The sequence below is a fragment of the Acidovorax sp. K2F genome (assembly GCF_025246485.1).
GTDB classification, from domain to species: domain Bacteria; phylum Pseudomonadota; class Gammaproteobacteria; order Burkholderiales; family Burkholderiaceae_C; genus Acidovorax; species Acidovorax delafieldii.
The window spans coordinates 62,064-78,672 of record NZ_JAOBSQ010000049.1 but is presented as its reverse complement, the minus strand read 5'-3'; the positions used below and the strand labels follow the sequence as shown (position 1 = coordinate 78,672).

Sequence of the window (16,609 nt, the reverse complement as noted above, 5' to 3'; positions counted from 1 at the left end):
CTCCAATAAAAAGGCTGTGTGTGCGAGATGCCCGGGCCCCGCGCGGGTAGGCGCTGAGGCAGGGCACACTTTGACGACGGCGCGATTCTACGGAGCACTGTAGGCGGAGTCTGACAGCAGCGTGACGGTGTTATCCCGCAGCAGCTGCTCATTCTTCAGCTATCAAAACTGCAGCAATTAGGGTTTCTTCCTAGGCGTGGAAGCACGCTTTTTCCGCGCAAATTGCCACCACGGCAGCACGGTGCTCATGGCCTGCACCTCGCCGCAGTGCCAGGCGGTGTAACCCGGCAGCGTGGTCATGTGTGCCAGCCATTCAGGTGTTTGCAAGAGGGTGCGCAGTGCCAGCGTGGCGGGCTGGTCCAGGCTGGCTTTCAGGCATGCCAGGTGGTAGCGCTCGTGCACCAGGGGGACAAACTCCAGCCCGCGCGCGCGGGCCGCCAGCTCGATGCCCATGCCCACATCGGCAGCCCCTGCAGCCACGGCCTGGGCGATGGCGGTGTGGGAGGGCTCGTTGAGCGCGTAGCCCACGATGCTCTCTGGGTCCATGCTGGCCTGGGCCAGCAGGTCGTCCAGCAGCACCCGCGTGCCCGAGCCCAGCGGCCGGTTGATGAAGCGGGCGCCGGTGCGGGCCACATCGGCCAGGCTGTGCAGACCCAGCGGATTGCCGGGGGCCACGATGAGCCCTTGGGTGCGCTGTGCGAAGCCAATGATCTTGTGCAGCCCGGGCTGTAGCAGTGGCTGGTAGGTGCGCGCGGTGAGCGACTGCGCGGCCGCGTCGGCCACGGTGTGAAAACCCGCCAGGGTGCACCGCCCCTCGTTCAGCGCACGGATGGCGTCCACGCTGCCAGTGAACCGGATGTCGAGGTGCAGCGCCCCCACATCGGTCTGCGTGGCAGCATGGGCGCGCAGCGCAGCCAGTGCGTCGTCGTGGCTGGCATAGAGGGTGAGCACATGGGCGTTGGGGTCGAAGGCCACGGCAAACGCGCGCTCCAGGTCGGCGTGTAGCGCGGCAATCTGGGGCGCCAGGCGGGCCTGGGCCTGGCGTTCGGCCCATAGCAGCTTGCTGCCAAACTCGCTGAGTTGCGCTGACTGGCCCTTGCCCCAGATGATCAATTCGCCGCCCAGCTGGTCTTCCCAGCGTTTGAGGGCGCCCCAGACATGGCGGTAGGACAGGTCCAGCGCGCGCGCAGCGCCCGAGATGGAGCCACGCTCGGCCACGGCCTGCAACAGCTCGGGCAATGGATTGCGGATGAGCGCAGTGCCCGCGTCGCGGCTGAGTGTGTAGTGAAGTTGGACCCTATGCACGGGAGTTCATATCGCTGGATATTGGATGGGTGCCTACGATAGCCCAAACCGATCCCCTGGCCCATGTCCACCCTCACCGAAAGCGCGAGCACAGCGCTTGAACTCACCCTCTCGTCCGACCCTGTCCTCTGGACCATCGTGGGCCGCTCCTTGTCTGTCAGCGCCACCGCCTGTCTGATGGCCTGCGGGGTGGGCCTGGTGCTGGGCGCCTGGCTAGGCGTGGCCCGCTTCACTGGCCGTGGCGCCGTACTGGCGGTGCTCAACACCTTGCTGGCCGTGCCTTCGGTGGTGGTGGGGCTGGTGGTGTACCTGGTGCTCTCGCGCAGCGGGCCGCTGGGGTCGCTGGGCTGGCTGTTCAGCTTCAAGGCCATGGTGCTGGCGCAGGCTATCTTGGTGCTGCCGGTGGTCACCGCGCTCACGCGCCAGACGGTGGAAGACGCCGAGCGCGCGCATGGCGAGCAGCTGCGCTCCATGGGCGCCGGCCCGCTGCTGCGCAGCCTGCTGCTGGCGTGGGACGAGCGGTATGCGCTGCTCACCGTGCTGCTGGCATCGTTTGGCCGCGCGATCTCCGAGGTCGGCGCCGTGATGATCGTGGGTGGCAACATCGACGGCTTCACGCGCGTGATGACCACCGCCATCGCGCTGGAGACCAGCAAGGGCGACCTGCCGCTGGCACTGGCGCTGGGCATGATCCTGCTGGCCGTGGTGCTGGCGCTCAATGTGCTGATTGCGTTGCTGAGGCGCTGGCGCGAGCGGGTGGATGGCTCGGCCTCCAGCACGCCGGTGGGAGTGGCTGCATGAGCGGGCCTTTGCCAACCCCCTGGGTGGACCTGCGGCAGGTGACTGTGCGCTACGGCCGCGTGCAGGCGCTGGACCAGGTCACGCTGCGCATCGCACCCGGCGAGCGCGTGGCGCTGGTGGGCGCCAACGGCAGTGGCAAGAGCACCTTGCTGCGCGTGCTGCATGGCCTGGCCGACACGCATGGGGGCGGCCTGCAATGCGATGCGTCGCTGCGCCAGGCCATGCTGTTCCAGCGCCCGCACATGCTGCGCACCAGTGCCCAGAACAACGTGGCCCTGGCCCTGTGGCTGCGCGGCACCCGCTGGCGCGATGCGCGCCCGCTGGCCCTGACGGCCTTGCAGCGGGTGGGCCTGCAGGGCATTGCAGCGCAGAACGCGCGCACCCTGTCGGGCGGCCAGCAGCAGCGTGTGGCGCTGGCCCGTGCATGGGCCCTGCGGCCCGATGTGCTGCTGCTCGATGAGCCCACCGCCAGCCTCGACCCCCATGCCAAGCGCGAGGTCGAGGCCCTGATGGCCGACTTTGCGGCCAGCCATGGCGCTGCTGGTCCTGCGCACCCCGTGACCATGGTGTTCAGCAGCCACAACCTGGGCCAGGTCAAGCGCCTGGCCAGCCGCGTGATCTACATGGAGCACGGCCGTCTGGTGGCGGACTTGCCGGTGCATGACTTTTTCAATGGCCCATTGCCGGAGGCCGCCCGATTGTTTGTCAAAGGAGAGCTGGTATGACGGATTTCAAGACTTTTCGCGCGGGAGCGCTAGTGTCCAAAGCGCTGGCAGCTATTGTTTTGGTAGCGCCGGGTTCAGCGTTTGCGCAGAGCATCACCATGGCATCCACCACCTCCACCGAGCAGTCGGGCCTGTTTGGCTACCTGCTGCCAGAGTTCAAGAAGGCCAGCGGCCTGGACATCAAAGTGGTGGCGCTGGGCACGGGGCAGGCGCTCGATATGGCACGCCGGGGCGACGCGGACGTGCTATTCGTGCACGACCAGGTGGCCGAAGAAAAGTTTGTGGCCGATGGTTGGGGCGTGAAGCGCTACCCCGTGATGTACAACGACTTCATCCTCATCGGCCCCAAGAACGACCCGGTGGGCACCAAAGGCAAGGACATCGTGCAAGCGCTGCAGAAGCTCTCTGCCGCCAATGGCAACTTCATCTCGCGCGGCGACAAGAGCGGCACCCACGCGGCCGAGCTGCGCTACTGGAAGCTGGCCGGTGCCGAGGCTGCAAATACCTCAAAAAGCAGCGGCTACAAGGAATGTGGCTGCGGCATGGGGCCAGCGCTCAACATCGCGGCGTCAAGCGGCGCCTATGTGCTGGCCGACCGTGGCACCTGGCTCAACTTCAAGAACCGCGCGGACCTGGCCGTTCTGGTCGAGGGCGACACCAAGCTCTTCAACCAATACGGCGTGATGGTCGTGAACCCCGCCAAGCACCCGCATGTGAAGACACAAGACGCGCAGAAGTTTGTGGACTGGGTGGTGTCTCCCGCCGGCCAGCAGGCCATTGCGGGCTACAAGATCGGTGGCGAGCAGCTGTTCTTCCCGAACGCAGCGCAGTGAGCGGTCTCCATGGCAAACCGTTCACCCGCGGCGGTAGCCGCTGCCGCCGCCGGGCTGGCCTGGGCCCTGGCCGGTTGTGTGGCCGCGCCCGCCCAGGCGCCCATGGCTGACGCTGCCCCCGTGCAGGTGTATGCCGCTGGCAGCCTGCGCGAAGCGTTCACCGAGATCGCGCGCGACCAAGAGGCCCGCACCGGCCAGAAGGTGGCGCTGACCTTTGGCGCCTCGGGCCTGCTGCGCGAGCGTATTGAGAAGGGCGAGCCCGCACAGGTCTTTGCCTCGGCCGACACCGACCACCCACAGCACCTGGCGGCCCGGGGCGGCTGGCAGGCGCCCGTGGTGTTCACGCGCAACGCGCTGTGTGCGCTGACCAGCGAACAGATCAGCGCCACCCCCGACACCTTGCTGGCCACCTTGCTGCGCAGTGACGTGCGCGTGGGCACCTCCACGCCCCAGGCCGACCCGTCGGGCGACTACGCGTGGGCGCTGTTCCGCCAGGCCGACAAGGTTCAGCCGGGTGCGTATGCCCAGCTGGACGCCAAGGCCCTGAAACTCACCGGCGGTGCGGATTCGCCCAAGCCGCCTGCGGGCCGGGGCACCTATGCCTGGGTGATGGACCAGCGCCAGGCCGATGTGTTTTTGACCTACTGCACCAACGCAGTGGCCGCCCAGGCCGAGGTGCCGCGCCTGCGCGTGGTGCAGCTGCCGACCGCACTGCAGGTGGGCGCCGCCTACGGCCTGACTGTGCGTTCAGATGCGCCCGCTGCGGCCCAGGCATTTGCCAGTGCGCTGCGCCAACCGCCTGCTCAGGCGGTATTGCAACGGTTGGGGTTTGGGCTGCCCTGAACGCGGGCGGCCGTCTGGCTGCGAGTGTGTGCACGCGCCGCGTCTGTCTGCCTGGTGGGGTAGCGCGGCGTGTGCTTTTTAAACCAGTTGTATGCAGCGTTCAGTCATCATCGCGGTGGTGGCTGCTGCGCCAGATGGCCCGCACCAGCCACAGGCCACACACCACCGCACCAAAGAAACCGAGGAAGCCAAACGCTGGCAGGCCGAACAGCGTGGGCCCGCCTTTCACGGTCATCACGATGGACGAGCCGATGATCAGCGCCGCAATCACCAGCGCCATTGCCAAACGGTTGGCTGACCGGTCGATCTGGTCGCCCACACGCTTGAGGTGCGCCAGATCGATGCCCACCTGCAGGTGCCCGCGCCGCGCGTTGCGCAGCAGCCGCCCGATGTCGTCCGGCAACTGCTCCACCGTGGCCAGCGCGCGCCGCAAGGTGCTCCAGGCCCGCCCGGCCAGCACCTTGGGCTCGTAGCGTGCGCGCACCACCTGCTTGAGCAGCGGCAGGGCTTCGGTCGCCATGTGGAAGTCCGGGTCGAGGTTGCGGCCCATGCCTTCGAGCGAGATGAAGGCCTTGATCAGCAGCGCCAGATCGGACGGCAGGCCCAGGTGGTGTTCACGCAGGATGGCCGTCACGTCGGCCAGCATCTGTCCCAGGCTCAGCTGCGCCAGGGGCACGCCGTGGTACTGGTCCACAAAGGCCTCGATCTCGGTTTCGAGCTGGCCCAGGTTCAGGCCCTGCGCGTCGCCCGTCCAGTCCAGCAGCACATCGGCCACGGCCTGGGGCTGGTGCTCCACCAGGCCCAGCAGCAGCTGCAGCAACTCGTCGCGCCGGCGCTGCGACAGGCGGCCTACCATGCCAAAGTCGATGAAGGCAATGCGGTTGCCCGGCAGGTAGAACACGTTGCCCGGGTGCGGGTCGGCGTGGAAAACGCCGTCCTTGACGATCATCTGAAGTACCGCCTGCGCGCCGCGCTGCGCCAGCACCGTGCGGTCAAAACCGGCCTCGGGCGTCAGCGCGGCCAGGGCGCCGCCGGGTGTGCCGTCGATGAAGTCCTGCACGTTGATGCGCTCGCGCGTGTAGGCCCAGTGCACGCGCGGGATCACGATGTGAGGCAGTGCGGCCATGTTGGTGGCAATGCGTTCGGCCTGGCGGCATTCGCCGGCCAGGTCCAGCTCGCGGCGCAACGAGCGCGCGAACTCGCGCACCAGTTGCTGGGGCCGGTAGGGCTTGAGCGCTGGCAGCTCTGCCTCGGCCAGCGCGGCCAGGCGCTGCAGCAGGCGCAGGTCGGCCTGGATGGTGTCGGCGATGCCGGGGCGGCGGATCTTGACGATGACTTCGCTGCCGTCCTGCAGGCGTGCGCGGTGCACTTGCGCAATCGATGCGGCGGCCAGCGGCGTGGTGTCAAACCAGGCAAAAACGGCTTCGGGTTCGGCGCCCAGGTCTTCGCGCAGTTGCGGGCGCAGCGCATCGATGGGCACAGCGGGCACCTGGCTGTGCAGTTTCTCGAATTCTGCAATCCACTCCGGGCCAAACAGGTCGGCCCGGCCCGCGAGGATCTGGCCAAACTTGACGAACGCGGGGCCCAGCTCTTCGAGCGCCAGGCGCACCTGCACGGGCGGCTCCACGCGGGCCAGGTCTGCTGCGTGGGTCCAGTTCAGTGCCTGGCCCGCGCGCTCCAGCCGGTCGGCCAGGCCCAGGCGGCGCACGGTGTCGCCAAACCCGTGGCGCACCATCACGCCCAGGATTTCCTTCAGGCGCCCCAGGTCGCGGGCAGTGTCCAGCGTCTCGATCAGCATGGGGCGATGATAGGTTCAGAAGTTCAGGGCGGGTTTGTTCACCATCAGGTAGAACACCACGGCCATGGCCACAAAGGCCGGGTAGCCCAGCGCCTCCCACCAGCGGGCGTAGCGCCAGTACAGCGGGGGCAGCACGCCATCGCCCAGGGGCGCCTGTGCCGCCTCTACCGCCATATCGCGCATGCGCAGCTGCAGCCACACCACGGGCAGCCAGCAGGCCCCGGCCACCAGGTACAGCGCAATGGATACCGCGAGCCACGGCGTGCTCCAGGGCAGGCCTGCCATCGCAGCCATGGCGAGCCCCGTGGCGGGCTGGAGGAACACCGTGGGCGTGGTGAACCACCAGTCCGCCCGCACCACCAGGCGCGTGACCACCGCCTGTGCCTGCACATTGCCGCTGCGGTTGGTAAAGAACATGTAGAACGCAGAGCCCAGCCCGGTGCCCACCAGCAGCACGCTGGAGATGATGTGCAGCCATTTGAGGGTGAGGTACAGGCTCATGGCTTTTGCAATGAAGTGGCCTCGTCTTGCAGCAGCACCCACAGGATGGCGGCAATCGGCAGGTTTTTGGTCAGAGGTCCGAAGGGGTGCAGCCACCATGCAGGGTGTATGGCCGTGGCCAGCAGTGTCATGGCCAGCATCACCATCAGGGCCGCTCCATACGCCTTGCGGCCGGGGCGGAGCGCCAGCCACAGCCCCAGCACCGCATCGGCAGCCGCCCCGGCCAGGATGATGGCGGTGGGCAGCCACGATGTGTTGCCCTCGGTCCACGCTGTGGGCAGGCCCGCCAGCAGCTCGCGGCTTTGGCCGTGCAGCTCCCACACGCTGACCACGGCGGTGGTCAGCCAGACGATCACGAGGCTGGCGCGCAGCAGTTGGGCTGACGCGCGGTTCATGGGCTGGCCTTCTGCGCGGCAGAGGGCGCAGGGCCCTGCGCCTGTTGCCAAGCTGCAATGTCGGCAGCACGGACCGCCAGGAACTGCGCCAGGCGCTGGAACCGCCGGCGCGTCTTGCGGACAAAGACCCAGTCCACCACAGGCTCCATGACCGCCCGGAAGGCTGCCGGGCCTACTTGAAAGGTATAGGTGTAGATCAGCAGGGACTGGTGGGGGCCTTGCTCCTGGTGGCGCATGGAGGCTGCCCACTGGGTGAAGGGAAACGACCGGCCGACCATGGCCGCAGCCGCGACCACAGGGCGGTCATAGCTGACGAACTGCGTGCGCATGGACAGCGCCCGCAACGCGCCGGCGCCCAGGTTCTCGGTGGTGGCGCCCACACTGGGGCAAGGCGCACCGCTTTCCACGCTGGTACGGCGCACCAGCGAATCCCACTGGCACCGCCACTCGTGGTAGTGGAAGGCATCAAAAACAATGTCGGCACGCGCTGGCATGGGGAAGGTCAATTTCCGGTGGGCCATGGGCTCATTCCTCCACCACATCGGTCACCATGCCCCACTTCGCAAACTCGGGCGCAAAGACCTCCAGGGGCAGCAGGCTGGTGCTGGTGTGCGCCCCGGCGGGCAGCGGCTGCCCGGCTGCGAGCTGGCGGGCCAGCAGGATGGCGGCCATGCAGGGAATCTCGGGGCCATGGTCGTTATCGGCCGCAATGTGCCATGCGCGGCGCCGGGGCTGGCCTTGCGCATCCGCGCCCGCCACACGCACCACCATGCCGCCCAGCGGCGTGCCCAGAAAGTCCAGCGCGCCGCCCGCGTGGTGCATCAGCCAGGCCAGCTTTTCGGGGTGGGGCAGCACGCCCCGACGGCGCAACGTTGCCAGGGTGGCGAAGGCTCTTTGCGCCAGGCCGACCTCCAGGGCCGCGCGAAAGGTGACACGGTCGCGGGCCTGGTAATGGGCGGGAAAGATCTCCAGGTCCGGGATGTCGCAGACCGCCCCGAGGCGAGAGCGCAGCCGCTGGAAATGGACGGGGCTGGGCCGCGCCCAGCCGCTGTGCGGCTGCCACCGGCCACCGTCCCACACGTCGATGGGAAGGCCGCAGTAGCTCAGCACGGCCGCCAGCGTGGCCTGGCCCCGGGGCGCCCGTTGCGCAGGGGCAATGCAGATGTCGATGCTGTGGATGTGTTGCCAGCCCGCGCACAGGTGGTCGATGACGGCCGAGGACAGCGCGGGCACCGTGCTGGCGCCCGCGATGGCCGTGCACCCGGCGGCAGTGAATGCAGCCTGCATCGCGGCCGGAAAGTCGCACACAAACCGGCGACCGTCGGCCAGGTCGATGTAGTGCGCCCCCGCCTCGGCCGCCGCCTGGGCCACGTTGTAGGCTTGCGCCTGAAAAGGGCCCGCCGTGTGGATCACCAGACCCACACCCCACTCGCGCAAGGTGGCGGCCAGGCCCGGCGCCTGGTGGTCCAGCGCCACGCCCTGTGCACCGTGGCCCAGCGTGGCGGCCAGGGCCTTCGCTTGCGAGGCGTCCCGGCCCGCCACCAGCAGGGCAATGTGGCGGCGGGTAGCCTCATCGCCCACCAGGGCGCGGCAGATGCGCGCCCCAAAGTTGCCGTAGCCGCCCAGGACCAGGGTTTTCAGTGCAGCCATGGGGGTCATGCCCCCGAGGCCCAGGGCGTGCTGGGTTGCGTGGGCACAAAAGAGGTATCGCTGTCCCGGCCACTGCCCGGCGTGTGCAGTAGTGCTTGCAATGAGGCACGCTGCGACTGCAGTTGCGTTCGATGCCAATTGGGTACGTCAGGCGCTGCAATGGGGCGGCTGAACAGGTAGCCCTGGATGTGGTGCAGCCCGGCGGCGGCGAGGGCCCGCAGCTCTTCGGGCGTCTCCACGCCTTCAACCACCACCGACAGGCCCAGGTCCCGCGCCAGGGAGCTGATGTGCCGCAGCAGCTTCTGGCGGCGGCGGTCGTGTGGCAGCTGGCGTACGAACAGGCGGTCGCATTTGATGCCCGCAATCGGCAGCTCGGCCAGCATGCCCAGCGATGAATACCCGGCGCCAAAGTCGTCCATCAAAACGGCCACACCCAGGGCGCTCAGCGCGCTGATGGCCGCCACCATCTGGGGGCCCAGCGCAATCACGGCATGCTCGGTCATTTCGAGCTTCAGGGTGCGCGGGGGCAGGCCGCGCTGGGCCAGCTGCAGACCCAGCCAAGGCGCGAAGCTGTCGTGCATCAGCGTGACCGGCGCCACATTGACGCTGATGGCCACTGCGTCCATTCCCTGCGCCCGCCAGTGGCACAGATGGTCGAGCGCGTTGCACACAATCATGCGGTCCACCTCCGCCGTCTTGCCCTGCAGCTCGCACACCAGCAACAAGGTTTCGGGGTTGATGCGGCCCAGGGTGGTGTCGGTCAGGCGCAGCAGCGCCTCCAGCTGTACCCCGCTGCGCTGGGTGTGGATGATGGGCTGGAAATGCAGGGCCAGGTTGTCGGGATGCAGCAGACGGTCCAGGTGGTCGGCAATCAGCGACTGCTGAATATCGCTGTGGGCGTTGTGGGCCAATGCCGACGTACGCATCATCGACAACCCCCGCCGCAGCAACTGCTGGCGTCCCGCGTCCGAGCGCAGGTTGCTCAGATGCTCCATGGCCACCGCCATCGCAAACACCAGCATCACAAAGAGCAGCGCGGCGCCATCGGACGCACCCTCGGGGTCGCCCAGGTGCATGGCAAAGGTGTTGACCAACAGCCAGTGCAGCACCAGGATCGCGCCGCCGCACAGCAGCTTGTCCGCCCAGTTCTGGGCCCGGTAGCGGGGGGTGAGCACGCTGAGCTTGGCGGCGCGGTGGCGGATGGCGCAGTAGCAAGAAATGCCGGTGGCGATGCCCAGCGACAGCACAGTGGCCGGCAGGTTGATCTGCCCGAAACTCTGCACGTGGCTGCTGGTGATGGTGAAGTGCCCTGCCAGCGTGCCCATCGCCAGCCACAAGCTGGCCAGCGCAATGCGGCGTTTGCTGGCGCCGGTGCTGAGGGTGGGGATGGTGAGCCGCGCACTCACCACCATGATGACCAGGCCGCTGAGTGCGGGCACCAGCTCCAGCACATGGTGCGACAGCTCGTTGTACAGGAACAGGCCCACCACATCCAGCGCCCACACGATGGAGCCAATGCACAGGGCTGCGTGCGATGCACTGATGCGGCGGCTGGACGGGTCCACGGAATACGCGGTGTGCTCCACCAACTGCTGGCACACGTGCACGACCAGTGCCGCAAAGACCCAGAACAGCAGGCTCTGCAGCAGTGGCGGAAACCCCACCACAAACACCTGCATGGCGCCCTGCCAGATTGAAACCAAATCGTCCACGTGCTCCCGCCCTTTTTTGTATGCGGGTCATCATACGACCGTGCGGCGGGGCCAACGCGTAACAGCCTGTGGCGGGTGTGCGCTTCCGGGTGGTTGGAGGTCACCTGGAGCGAGTGTGGGTTTTTGGTGATTTTTGGGATGCTATTTCAATAATTCAACAATCGTTGTATTATTGATCCATGCAAGAAACCGATGTTGTCCGAGCCCTCGCAGCCCTGGCCCAGGAGGTCCGCTTGCGGGTCTTTCGTGCGCTGGTGGTGGCGGGCCCTGCGGGGCTGACCCCCGGTGATCTGGCCGCCCAGCTGGAGGTGGCGCCCAACACCCTGTCCTTTCACCTCAAGGAGCTGTCGCATGCCGGGCTCATCAGCCAGGAGCGGCAGGGCCGCAACCTCATCTACCGCGCCGCGTTCGACACCATGAATGCGCTGCTGGCCTACCTCACCGAAAACTGCTGCGAAGGCCAGGCCTGTACCCCTGACGGCGCAGCTGCTTCCTGCCACTGCTGACCGTTCCTCACCGTTGCCCCAAGGAGAACCCCATGAAACGCTTCCACGCCCATGTGCATGTCGATGATCTGGCCCAGAGCATCGCCTTCTATTCCAAGCTGTTTGCTGCCGCCCCCGCGCGGGTGGAGGCGGACTATGCCAAGTGGATGCTGGAGGACCCGCGCGTCAACTTCGCCATCTCCACGCGCGGCGCCAAGCCAGGCCTGGACCACTTTGGCATGCAGACCGACGACGCTCAGGAGCTGGCCGAACTGAAGGCGCGCGCCGAGGCCGCCGACATGGCCTTGCTCGACGAGGGCAACACCACCTGCTGCTACGCCCGCAGCGAAAAGCACTGGGTGACCGACCCGCAGGGCATTGCGTGGGAGCACTTTCACACCCTGGGGGACATCCCGGTCTTCAACGAAGCCGCGCCGTCTTCTGCAGCCGGTGCCTGCTGCGCTCCTTCGGCGGCGGCCCCTGCACCAGCGGCGTCTCGGGCGGCGTGCTGCGGCCCTGCCACGACCGCAACCCTCAAAACCAGCTGCTGCTGAGAGCGCCGCATGACCGCTTTGAACGTTCTTTTTCTTTGCACCCACAACTCGGCCCGCAGCATCCTGGCCGAGGCATTGCTCAACGACATGGCACCGGGCCGGTTCCACGCGTACTCGGCGGGCAGCAGCCCGCGCGACAACCAGCAACCCAACCCGCTGGGCCTGGAGGTGCTGCGTGCCGCGGGCATCTCGACCGAAGGCCTGCGCAGCAAAAGCTGGGACGAGTTTGCCGCCCCGGGCGCGCCCATGATGGACCTCATCATCACCGTCTGCGACAACGCGGCCGGCGAAGTCTGCCCCATCTGGCCCGGCCACCCGGCCACTGCGCACTGGGGCTACGCCGACCCGTCCGCAGGGGACGGCACGGACGATGAAAAGCGCGAGGCTTTCCGCAAGACCTTGCATGCCATCCACCAGCGGCTGGAGCTGCTCATCAACCTGCCTGCCGACAAGCTCGAAAAGACTCTGCTGCAGCACACCGCGCGCGAGCTGTCGCGTGCCGCCGCCACGCCATGATGGTGCAGTGCAACCCGGCCGGAGCCGCCGTCCCGGCCCCCATGAGCGTGTTCGAGCGCTACCTCACCGTGTGGGTGCTGTTGTGCATCGTGGTGGGCATTGCGCTCGGGCAATTCTTGCCGTCGGTGTTCCAGGCCATCGGCCGCATGGAGATCGCGAAGGTCAACCTGCCCGTGGGCCTGTTGATCTGGGTGATGGTCATCCCCATGCTGGTGAAGGTGGACTTCGGTGCGCTGGGCGAGGTGCGCAAGCACGCCCGGGGCATCGGCGTGACGCTGGTGGTGAACTGGCTGGTCAAGCCGTTTTCGATGGCGTTGCTGGGCTGGCTGTTCATCCGCCACTGGTTTGCGCCCTACCTGCCTGCGGACCAGCTGGACAGCTACATCGCAGGCCTCATCCTGCTGGCGGCTGCGCCTTGCACGGCCATGGTGTTCGTGTGGAGCCGCCTCACGGGCGGCGACCCGCTGTTCACGCTGTCGCAGGTGGCGCTGAACGACAGCATCATGGTGGTGGCGTTTGCGCCGCTGGTGGCGTTCTTGCTGGGCATCTCGGCCATCACTGTGCCGTGGGACACCCTGCTGACCTCGGTGGTGCTCTACATCGTGATCCCGGTGGTGCTGGCCCAGTGGCTGCGCCGGTCGCTGCTGGCCAAGGGGCAGGCAGTGTTCGATGCCGTCATGGCGCGCATGGGGCCCTGGTCCATCGCCGCATTGCTGGCCACGCTGGTGCTGCTGTTTGCGTTCCAGGGCCAAGCCATCCTGCAGCAGCCACTGGTGATTGCGCTGCTGGCCGTGCCCATCCTGATCCAGGTGTTTTTCAACGCGGGGCTGGCGTACTGGCTCAACCGCGCGGTAGGGGAGAAGCACAGCGTGGCCTGCCCATCGGCACTGATCGGCGCCTCCAACTTTTTCGAGCTGGCGGTGGCGGCCGCCATCAGCCTGTTCGGCTTTCACTCCGGCGCCGCGCTGGCCACCGTGGTGGGCGTGCTGATCGAGGTGCCGGTGATGCTGCTGGTAGTGCGCCTCGTCAACCGCAGCAAGGGCTGGTACGAGCGGGCGTGAGCGGCGCGGTACACCGCGCCTGTGCGGTCAGTCCCTGGCCGTGAGCAGCGCCACCGCCTTGCGGGCCAGTGGCGCTGCCAGCATCACCGCCGGGAAGGCGAACAACCACCCTGTGAGCCATGCTCCTGTCCAGAGGCTCAAAAAGTCCTGCTGCGGTTGCAGTGCGCGAAAGGTGGAGATGCCCGACACCAGCAGCGACATCACACCCGACAAGATCAAGCTGAACAGCACCGGCCCATAGCGGGCGGGGATCATGCCGCCACCTCTTCGCCAGGCTGGCGTGCGCCCACACCGCTCAGGCGTTGCAGTGTCTCGGCGAAATGCTGGCCGAACATGCGGGCGGTCTTGGTGTCGCCGGGTACAAAGGCATCGGCGGCCGCCCCGTGGCCTGCCTGCGCCATCAGGCCCGACCAGGAGCCGAGGCGGTTGGCCGCCTCGTCGTACGGCACCCCGGCGTGTTGCTCGGGCAGGATGGGGTTGCCCACCCACACCATGCCGTGCTGCATGGCAAACACCCACATCGACATCAGCGTGGACTGCTTGTCGCCTGCTGGCAGTGACGACACGGTAAAGCCCGCCGCCAGCTTGTTCTTGAGCTGCTGCGTTTTCCACAGGCGGCCCGTGGCATCCATGAAGGTCTTGAACGGCCCGGACACCCCGCCGAGGTAGGTGGGCGAGCCCAGGATGACGCCGTCGTAGCGCAGCAGGCGGTCGGGCGCCTGCGCCAGGTCTTCGGCCCGGACCAGTTCAGCGAGGACGCCCGGCACGGCGCGCGCTCCGTCCAGCACGTGGTGGGCAATGTGTGCGGTGTGGCCGTGGGCGCTGTGATAAACGATGGCAATGTGTTGCATGGTGTGGGTTTCTTGGGAGTGATTTCGGGGGAGAAGGCGCGGGGCAGGTCAGCGTGAAATCAGTGCGATGACCAGCGCGGAGAGATACAGGCCCAGGCCAAACACGGTGTGGTTGGCCAAACTGCGCAGGCAGTTCTTGAGCGGCGTGGGCGTGCGCGATGCCGCAAAGCCAGAGCCCATGGCGGGCTGCATCACCAAAAGCGGCGCCGCCACGGTGCCCATGCCCACGGCCAGCGCGGGCCACAGGGTGGGGCTGTGGACCCAGGCAGCGCCCTGCAGGGACAGCAGCACCCCGGCAAAGGCCACGCCCACGGCGTAGTGCGTGAGCCAGCCCCAGGCCAGTTCGCCCCGGACCGGAGTTGCCTTGGCGATGGCGGCGTGGGCGATCTGCCCGCGCACCAGGTGGCCCACCCAGCGGCCGATGAAGGCGAAGTTGAGCGTGGGCACCCCCAGCCTTTTGAGCAGCAACAGCCAGGCATCCATGACGGCGGTGGCGCCGATGCCCAGGAGCATGGCGAGGGGAATGTCTTGCAGTGAGAGAGTCATCAAAACACCTCGGAAAGTTGACGGGAGAAGGTTTTGAACGGAATATAGAAGTTCAAGTCAACTTGAGGTCAAGAGGTTTTTTCATGGACATTGCCGAAGTCGCCAAGCGCTCCGGGCTGCGGGCGTCCACGCTGCGGTATTACGAAGAGAAGGGCTTGATCCAGTCGGTGGGGCAACCCGGCGAGCGCCGCCGGTTTGCGCCCGGCGTGATGGACCAGCTGGCGTTGATTGCGCTGGGGCAGTCGGCCGGGTTCTCGCTGGACGACATCCGGTCCATGTTCTTGCCCAGCGGCGAGCCGAACATCGACCGGCAGCTGTTATCAGCCAAGGCCGACGAGCTCGACACCATGGTCAAGCGCCTCAAGGCCATGAGCAACGGTCTGCGGCACGCGGCCGCTTGCCCGGCCGAGAGCCATGCGCAGTGCCCGTCCTTCCAGCGGCTGCTGAAAGCCGCCGCTGATGGCGCGCTGGAGCGTCAGCAGCGGCGCAGCGCGCAGCCGGTAGTGGGACTGCGACGGCCGCGTGCCTGAGCGGCCCGAGGCGCCTCGGTTGATGGGGTGATTGATTTGCTATCTATTTGATAGCTGCTCAGGCATATTGCACTAGCGCTATCGGCCAAAAATGCTTGAAATGCAGCCGCCGGACGCCTGTACGGCGGTGTGGGCCGCGGCGCGGGCCTGTCACCCGCCTTTGGGGGCGCCCAGCTTGCGGTACACCGTGGCGCGGCTGATGCCCAGCGCGCGCGCCGCCTCGGCCACATTGCCGCGCGCTTCCTGCACGGCGCGGCGGATCATGGCCACTTCGGCCTCGCGCAGCGGGGCGGGCGCGGATGCAATGCCTGGCACCGCCGCTGTGTGGGTGTCGCCCACGGTGCGGGCGTGCGCAGGCAACTGCGCCAGCGCGTGCAGCCGCAGGCCCGACCACAGCGGCAAATCCAGCGGCTCCCTACGCTTTTGGCGGGCCGCGTCGAACAGCATGGTCCAGGGCATGGCCAGCAGGTCGCTGCAGTGGGTGCGGGCACCGGGCAGGCCGGGCGCGCGCAGGGGTTGGGGCACCAGCTGGCGGGCCATGCTGTTGGCTCCCACCACGCAGCCGTCGGCGTCCAGCGTCAGCAGGCCGTCGCCTTCGCCGCCCAGCGGGCAGCCCGGCCAGTTCACGCGCAGCAGCAGGGCGTGGGGCAGTTGCAGCAGCAGTGCGTCTTCCATGGCGCGGGCCGACCGGGCCACCAGGTGGCGCAGCTCGGGCCGTTCGGGCACATCCACACCCGTCAGGTCCAGCATGCCCATGCAGCGGCCCTGGGGGTCGAACAGCGGCGCCCCGGCGCAGCTGTAGCTGGCGTTGTCGTCAAAAAAATGCTCGCCCCGGTGCAACCACACAGGCTGCAGCTCTTCCAGTGCGGCGCCGATGGCGGTGGTGCCCACGGCTGCTTCCGATAAATCAATGCCCACGCGCCCAATGGCGCTGGCGCGCGGGTCGCTCCGGTCGCAATGGCCTTGCACATCGACCACGATGCCGCGTGCGTCGGTGAGCATGGCGAAGTAGCGCATGCCCGCAATGGCCCGGGTCAGCTGCTCCAGCACCGGCCGGGCAGCGCGCAGCAGGTGGTGGTTCTGCTCCTGGCTGTGGCGCAGCGCCGTGGCGCTGACGGCGTCAAACGCCACGCGCCGCGTGGGCTCGAGGCCCCGCGCCAGGCAGCGTTGCCAGGACCGCGCAATCCACGGCTCCACCTCGGCGCGCACGGGCGCTGCACCGTCGGACAGCAGGCTCTGGCGCGCCTGCGCAATCAGCGCGTGGCGGTCAGCAGCGGGGTGGGGCGCGGAGATCAGCATGGTGAACAGGCTCCTGGAGGTCCGCATGATGCGGTAGTCCACTGAATCCGGGAAATCGGGGGTGCGTGAGGGTCTGGCAAGGCCGCAATCTAGGCGCCGGGCGCAGCCGTGTTGTACACCCGGCGAGCACGGCAACAACGAGTGCGGCCTTGCCAGACCCTCACCCTGCGGGCCAGGGCTGCGGCGGGTACCCGGCGGCGTTGC

The 16,609-nt window shown here is 67.7% G+C and carries 20 protein-coding genes; 9 read left to right on the top strand and 11 right to left on the bottom strand.

Features of this window, described 5'->3' with window-relative positions; genetic code table 11:
* Nucleotides 1-177: 177 nt before the first annotated feature.
* Complete coding sequence (locus tag N4G42_RS18300) at nt 178-1,305, bottom strand: helix-turn-helix transcriptional regulator (RefSeq protein WP_260668191.1); 1,128 nt, start codon at nt 1,303-1,305, stop codon at nt 178-180.
* Nucleotides 1,306-1,368: 63 nt separating this feature from the next.
* Here N4G42_RS18300 and N4G42_RS18295 point away from each other — a divergent pair, with 63 nt between their 5' ends.
* Genes N4G42_RS18295 through N4G42_RS18280 form a run of 4 tightly spaced genes read left to right on the top strand, consistent with a single transcriptional unit; the run spans nt 1,369 to nt 4,507 of the window.
* On the top strand, nt 1,369-2,106 hold the full coding sequence (locus N4G42_RS18295) for an ABC transporter permease (protein ID WP_099730913.1): 738 nt from the start codon (nt 1,369-1,371) through the stop codon (nt 2,104-2,106).
* Nucleotides 2,103-2,831, top strand: coding sequence for a phosphate ABC transporter ATP-binding protein (locus N4G42_RS18290; RefSeq protein ID WP_056066886.1), 729 nt, complete (start codon nt 2,103-2,105; stop codon nt 2,829-2,831). The genes N4G42_RS18295 and N4G42_RS18290 overlap by 4 nt, the downstream gene beginning before the upstream one ends.
* Nucleotides 2,828-3,664, top strand: coding sequence for an extracellular solute-binding protein (locus N4G42_RS18285; RefSeq protein WP_260668190.1), 837 nt, complete (start codon nt 2,828-2,830; stop codon nt 3,662-3,664). The genes N4G42_RS18290 and N4G42_RS18285 overlap by 4 nt, the downstream gene beginning before the upstream one ends.
* A gap of 9 nt (nt 3,665-3,673) precedes the next feature.
* Nucleotides 3,674-4,507 (top strand): molybdate ABC transporter substrate-binding protein, encoded by an 834-nt coding sequence (locus N4G42_RS18280; RefSeq protein ID WP_260668189.1) that lies wholly within the window; start codon nt 3,674-3,676, stop codon nt 4,505-4,507.
* A 100-nt stretch (nt 4,508-4,607) separates the two neighbouring features.
* Here N4G42_RS18280 and N4G42_RS18275 read toward each other — a convergent pair whose 3' ends face one another.
* From N4G42_RS18275 to N4G42_RS18250, 6 genes are read right to left on the bottom strand one after another with little or no spacing between them, the layout of a single operon-like run.
* On the bottom strand, nt 4,608-6,305 hold the full coding sequence (locus N4G42_RS18275) for an ABC1 kinase family protein (RefSeq protein ID WP_260668188.1): 1,698 nt from the start codon (nt 6,303-6,305) through the stop codon (nt 4,608-4,610).
* A 15-nt stretch (nt 6,306-6,320) separates the two neighbouring features.
* The gene (locus N4G42_RS18270; protein ID WP_260668187.1) at nt 6,321-6,806 is read right to left on the bottom strand and encodes a DUF2269 domain-containing protein; all 486 of its coding nucleotides are present in this window, start codon (nt 6,804-6,806) and stop codon (nt 6,321-6,323) included.
* Complete coding sequence (locus N4G42_RS18265) at nt 6,803-7,201, bottom strand: DoxX-like family protein (RefSeq protein WP_260668186.1); 399 nt, start codon at nt 7,199-7,201, stop codon at nt 6,803-6,805. The genes N4G42_RS18270 and N4G42_RS18265 overlap by 4 nt, the downstream gene beginning before the upstream one ends.
* Nucleotides 7,198-7,722 carry an SRPBCC family protein gene (locus tag N4G42_RS18260; RefSeq protein WP_260668185.1) on the bottom strand — a complete coding sequence of 175 codons (525 nt, stop codon included), beginning with the start codon at nt 7,720-7,722 and terminating at the stop codon, nt 7,198-7,200. Before N4G42_RS18260 ends, N4G42_RS18265 begins: the two co-directional genes overlap by 4 nt.
* A 4-nt stretch (nt 7,723-7,726) precedes the next feature.
* Nucleotides 7,727-8,851, bottom strand: a complete 1,125-nt coding sequence (locus N4G42_RS18255) for a saccharopine dehydrogenase NADP-binding domain-containing protein (RefSeq protein ID WP_260668184.1) — start codon at nt 8,849-8,851, stop codon at nt 7,727-7,729.
* Between the two features lie 5 nt (nt 8,852-8,856).
* A complete protein-coding gene (locus tag N4G42_RS18250) occupies nt 8,857-10,563 on the bottom strand; it encodes an EAL domain-containing protein (RefSeq protein WP_260668183.1) in 1,707 nt (568 codons plus the stop codon).
* A gap of 179 nt (nt 10,564-10,742) precedes the next feature.
* On the opposite strand from N4G42_RS18250, the gene N4G42_RS18245 reads away from it, so the two are divergent.
* The 4 genes from N4G42_RS18245 to arsB are packed head-to-tail and all read left to right on the top strand — an operon-like array spanning nt 10,743 to nt 13,179.
* Nucleotides 10,743-11,069, top strand: a complete 327-nt coding sequence (locus tag N4G42_RS18245) for an ArsR/SmtB family transcription factor (protein WP_060985705.1) — start codon at nt 10,743-10,745, stop codon at nt 11,067-11,069.
* A gap of 32 nt (nt 11,070-11,101) precedes the next feature.
* On the top strand, nt 11,102-11,602 hold the full coding sequence (locus tag N4G42_RS18240; protein WP_260668182.1) for an ArsI/CadI family heavy metal resistance metalloenzyme: 501 nt from the start codon (nt 11,102-11,104) through the stop codon (nt 11,600-11,602).
* A gap of 9 nt (nt 11,603-11,611) precedes the next feature.
* A complete protein-coding gene (locus tag N4G42_RS18235; RefSeq protein WP_260668181.1) occupies nt 11,612-12,118 on the top strand; it encodes an arsenate reductase ArsC in 507 nt (168 codons plus the stop codon).
* Nucleotides 12,115-13,179 (top strand): ACR3 family arsenite efflux transporter, encoded by a 1,065-nt coding sequence (gene arsB, locus N4G42_RS18230; RefSeq protein ID WP_260668180.1) that lies wholly within the window; start codon nt 12,115-12,117, stop codon nt 13,177-13,179. Before N4G42_RS18235 ends, arsB begins: the two co-directional genes overlap by 4 nt.
* Before the next feature lie 27 nt (nt 13,180-13,206).
* Here the strand turns inward: arsB and N4G42_RS18225 are convergent, their stop codons facing one another.
* The 3 genes from N4G42_RS18225 to N4G42_RS18215 are packed head-to-tail and all read right to left on the bottom strand — an operon-like array spanning nt 13,207 to nt 14,543.
* Nucleotides 13,207-13,434, bottom strand: coding sequence for a DUF2798 domain-containing protein (locus tag N4G42_RS18225; protein ID WP_260668179.1), 228 nt, complete (start codon nt 13,432-13,434; stop codon nt 13,207-13,209).
* Nucleotides 13,431-14,030, bottom strand: a complete 600-nt coding sequence (locus N4G42_RS18220; protein WP_260668178.1) for a flavodoxin family protein — start codon at nt 14,028-14,030, stop codon at nt 13,431-13,433. The genes N4G42_RS18225 and N4G42_RS18220 overlap by 4 nt, the downstream gene beginning before the upstream one ends.
* Nucleotides 14,031-14,078: 48 nt before the next feature.
* The gene (locus N4G42_RS18215) at nt 14,079-14,543 is read right to left on the bottom strand and encodes a DUF2938 domain-containing protein (protein WP_409557847.1); all 465 of its coding nucleotides are present in this window, start codon (nt 14,541-14,543) and stop codon (nt 14,079-14,081) included.
* 116 nt (nt 14,544-14,659) lie between these two features.
* Here N4G42_RS18215 and N4G42_RS18210 point away from each other — a divergent pair, with 116 nt between their 5' ends.
* On the top strand, nt 14,660-15,106 hold the full coding sequence (locus N4G42_RS18210; protein ID WP_056066933.1) for a helix-turn-helix domain-containing protein: 447 nt from the start codon (nt 14,660-14,662) through the stop codon (nt 15,104-15,106).
* A 150-nt stretch (nt 15,107-15,256) separates the two neighbouring features.
* Here the strand turns inward: N4G42_RS18210 and N4G42_RS18205 are convergent, their stop codons facing one another.
* Nucleotides 15,257-16,405 carry a helix-turn-helix domain-containing protein gene (locus N4G42_RS18205; protein WP_110960363.1) on the bottom strand — a complete coding sequence of 383 codons (1,149 nt, stop codon included), beginning with the start codon at nt 16,403-16,405 and terminating at the stop codon, nt 15,257-15,259.
* Nucleotides 16,406-16,609 lie beyond the last annotated feature (204 nt).

Coding starts and splice junctions, on each gene's coding strand:
- N4G42_RS18295 (WP_099730913.1), top strand. CDS start 1,369: ATGTCCACCCTCACCGAAAGCGCGAGCACAGCGCTTGAACTCACCCTC.
- N4G42_RS18290 (WP_056066886.1), top strand. CDS start 2,103: ATGAGCGGGCCTTTGCCAACCCCCTGGGTGGACCTGCGGCAGGTGACT.
- N4G42_RS18285 (WP_260668190.1), top strand. CDS start 2,828: ATGACGGATTTCAAGACTTTTCGCGCGGGAGCGCTAGTGTCCAAAGCG.
- N4G42_RS18280 (WP_260668189.1), top strand. CDS start 3,674: ATGGCAAACCGTTCACCCGCGGCGGTAGCCGCTGCCGCCGCCGGGCTG.
- N4G42_RS18275 (WP_260668188.1), bottom strand. CDS start 6,305: ATGCTGATCGAGACGCTGGACACTGCCCGCGACCTGGGGCGCCTGAAG.
- N4G42_RS18270 (WP_260668187.1), bottom strand. CDS start 6,806: ATGAGCCTGTACCTCACCCTCAAATGGCTGCACATCATCTCCAGCGTG.
- N4G42_RS18265 (WP_260668186.1), bottom strand. CDS start 7,201: ATGAACCGCGCGTCAGCCCAACTGCTGCGCGCCAGCCTCGTGATCGTC.
- N4G42_RS18260 (WP_260668185.1), bottom strand. CDS start 7,722: ATGGCCCACCGGAAATTGACCTTCCCCATGCCAGCGCGTGCCGACATT.
- N4G42_RS18255 (WP_260668184.1), bottom strand. CDS start 8,851: ATGGCTGCACTGAAAACCCTGGTCCTGGGCGGCTACGGCAACTTTGGG.
- N4G42_RS18245 (WP_060985705.1), top strand. CDS start 10,743: ATGCAAGAAACCGATGTTGTCCGAGCCCTCGCAGCCCTGGCCCAGGAG.
- N4G42_RS18240 (WP_260668182.1), top strand. CDS start 11,102: ATGAAACGCTTCCACGCCCATGTGCATGTCGATGATCTGGCCCAGAGC.
- N4G42_RS18235 (WP_260668181.1), top strand. CDS start 11,612: ATGACCGCTTTGAACGTTCTTTTTCTTTGCACCCACAACTCGGCCCGC.
- arsB (WP_260668180.1), top strand. CDS start 12,115: ATGATGGTGCAGTGCAACCCGGCCGGAGCCGCCGTCCCGGCCCCCATG.
- N4G42_RS18225 (WP_260668179.1), bottom strand. CDS start 13,434: ATGATCCCCGCCCGCTATGGGCCGGTGCTGTTCAGCTTGATCTTGTCG.
- N4G42_RS18220 (WP_260668178.1), bottom strand. CDS start 14,030: ATGCAACACATTGCCATCGTTTATCACAGCGCCCACGGCCACACCGCA.
- N4G42_RS18215 (WP_409557847.1), bottom strand. CDS start 14,543: ATGCTCCTGGGCATCGGCGCCACCGCCGTCATGGATGCCTGGCTGTTG.
- N4G42_RS18210 (WP_056066933.1), top strand. CDS start 14,660: ATGGACATTGCCGAAGTCGCCAAGCGCTCCGGGCTGCGGGCGTCCACG.
- N4G42_RS18205 (WP_110960363.1), bottom strand. CDS start 16,405: ATGCTGATCTCCGCGCCCCACCCCGCTGCTGACCGCCACGCGCTGATT.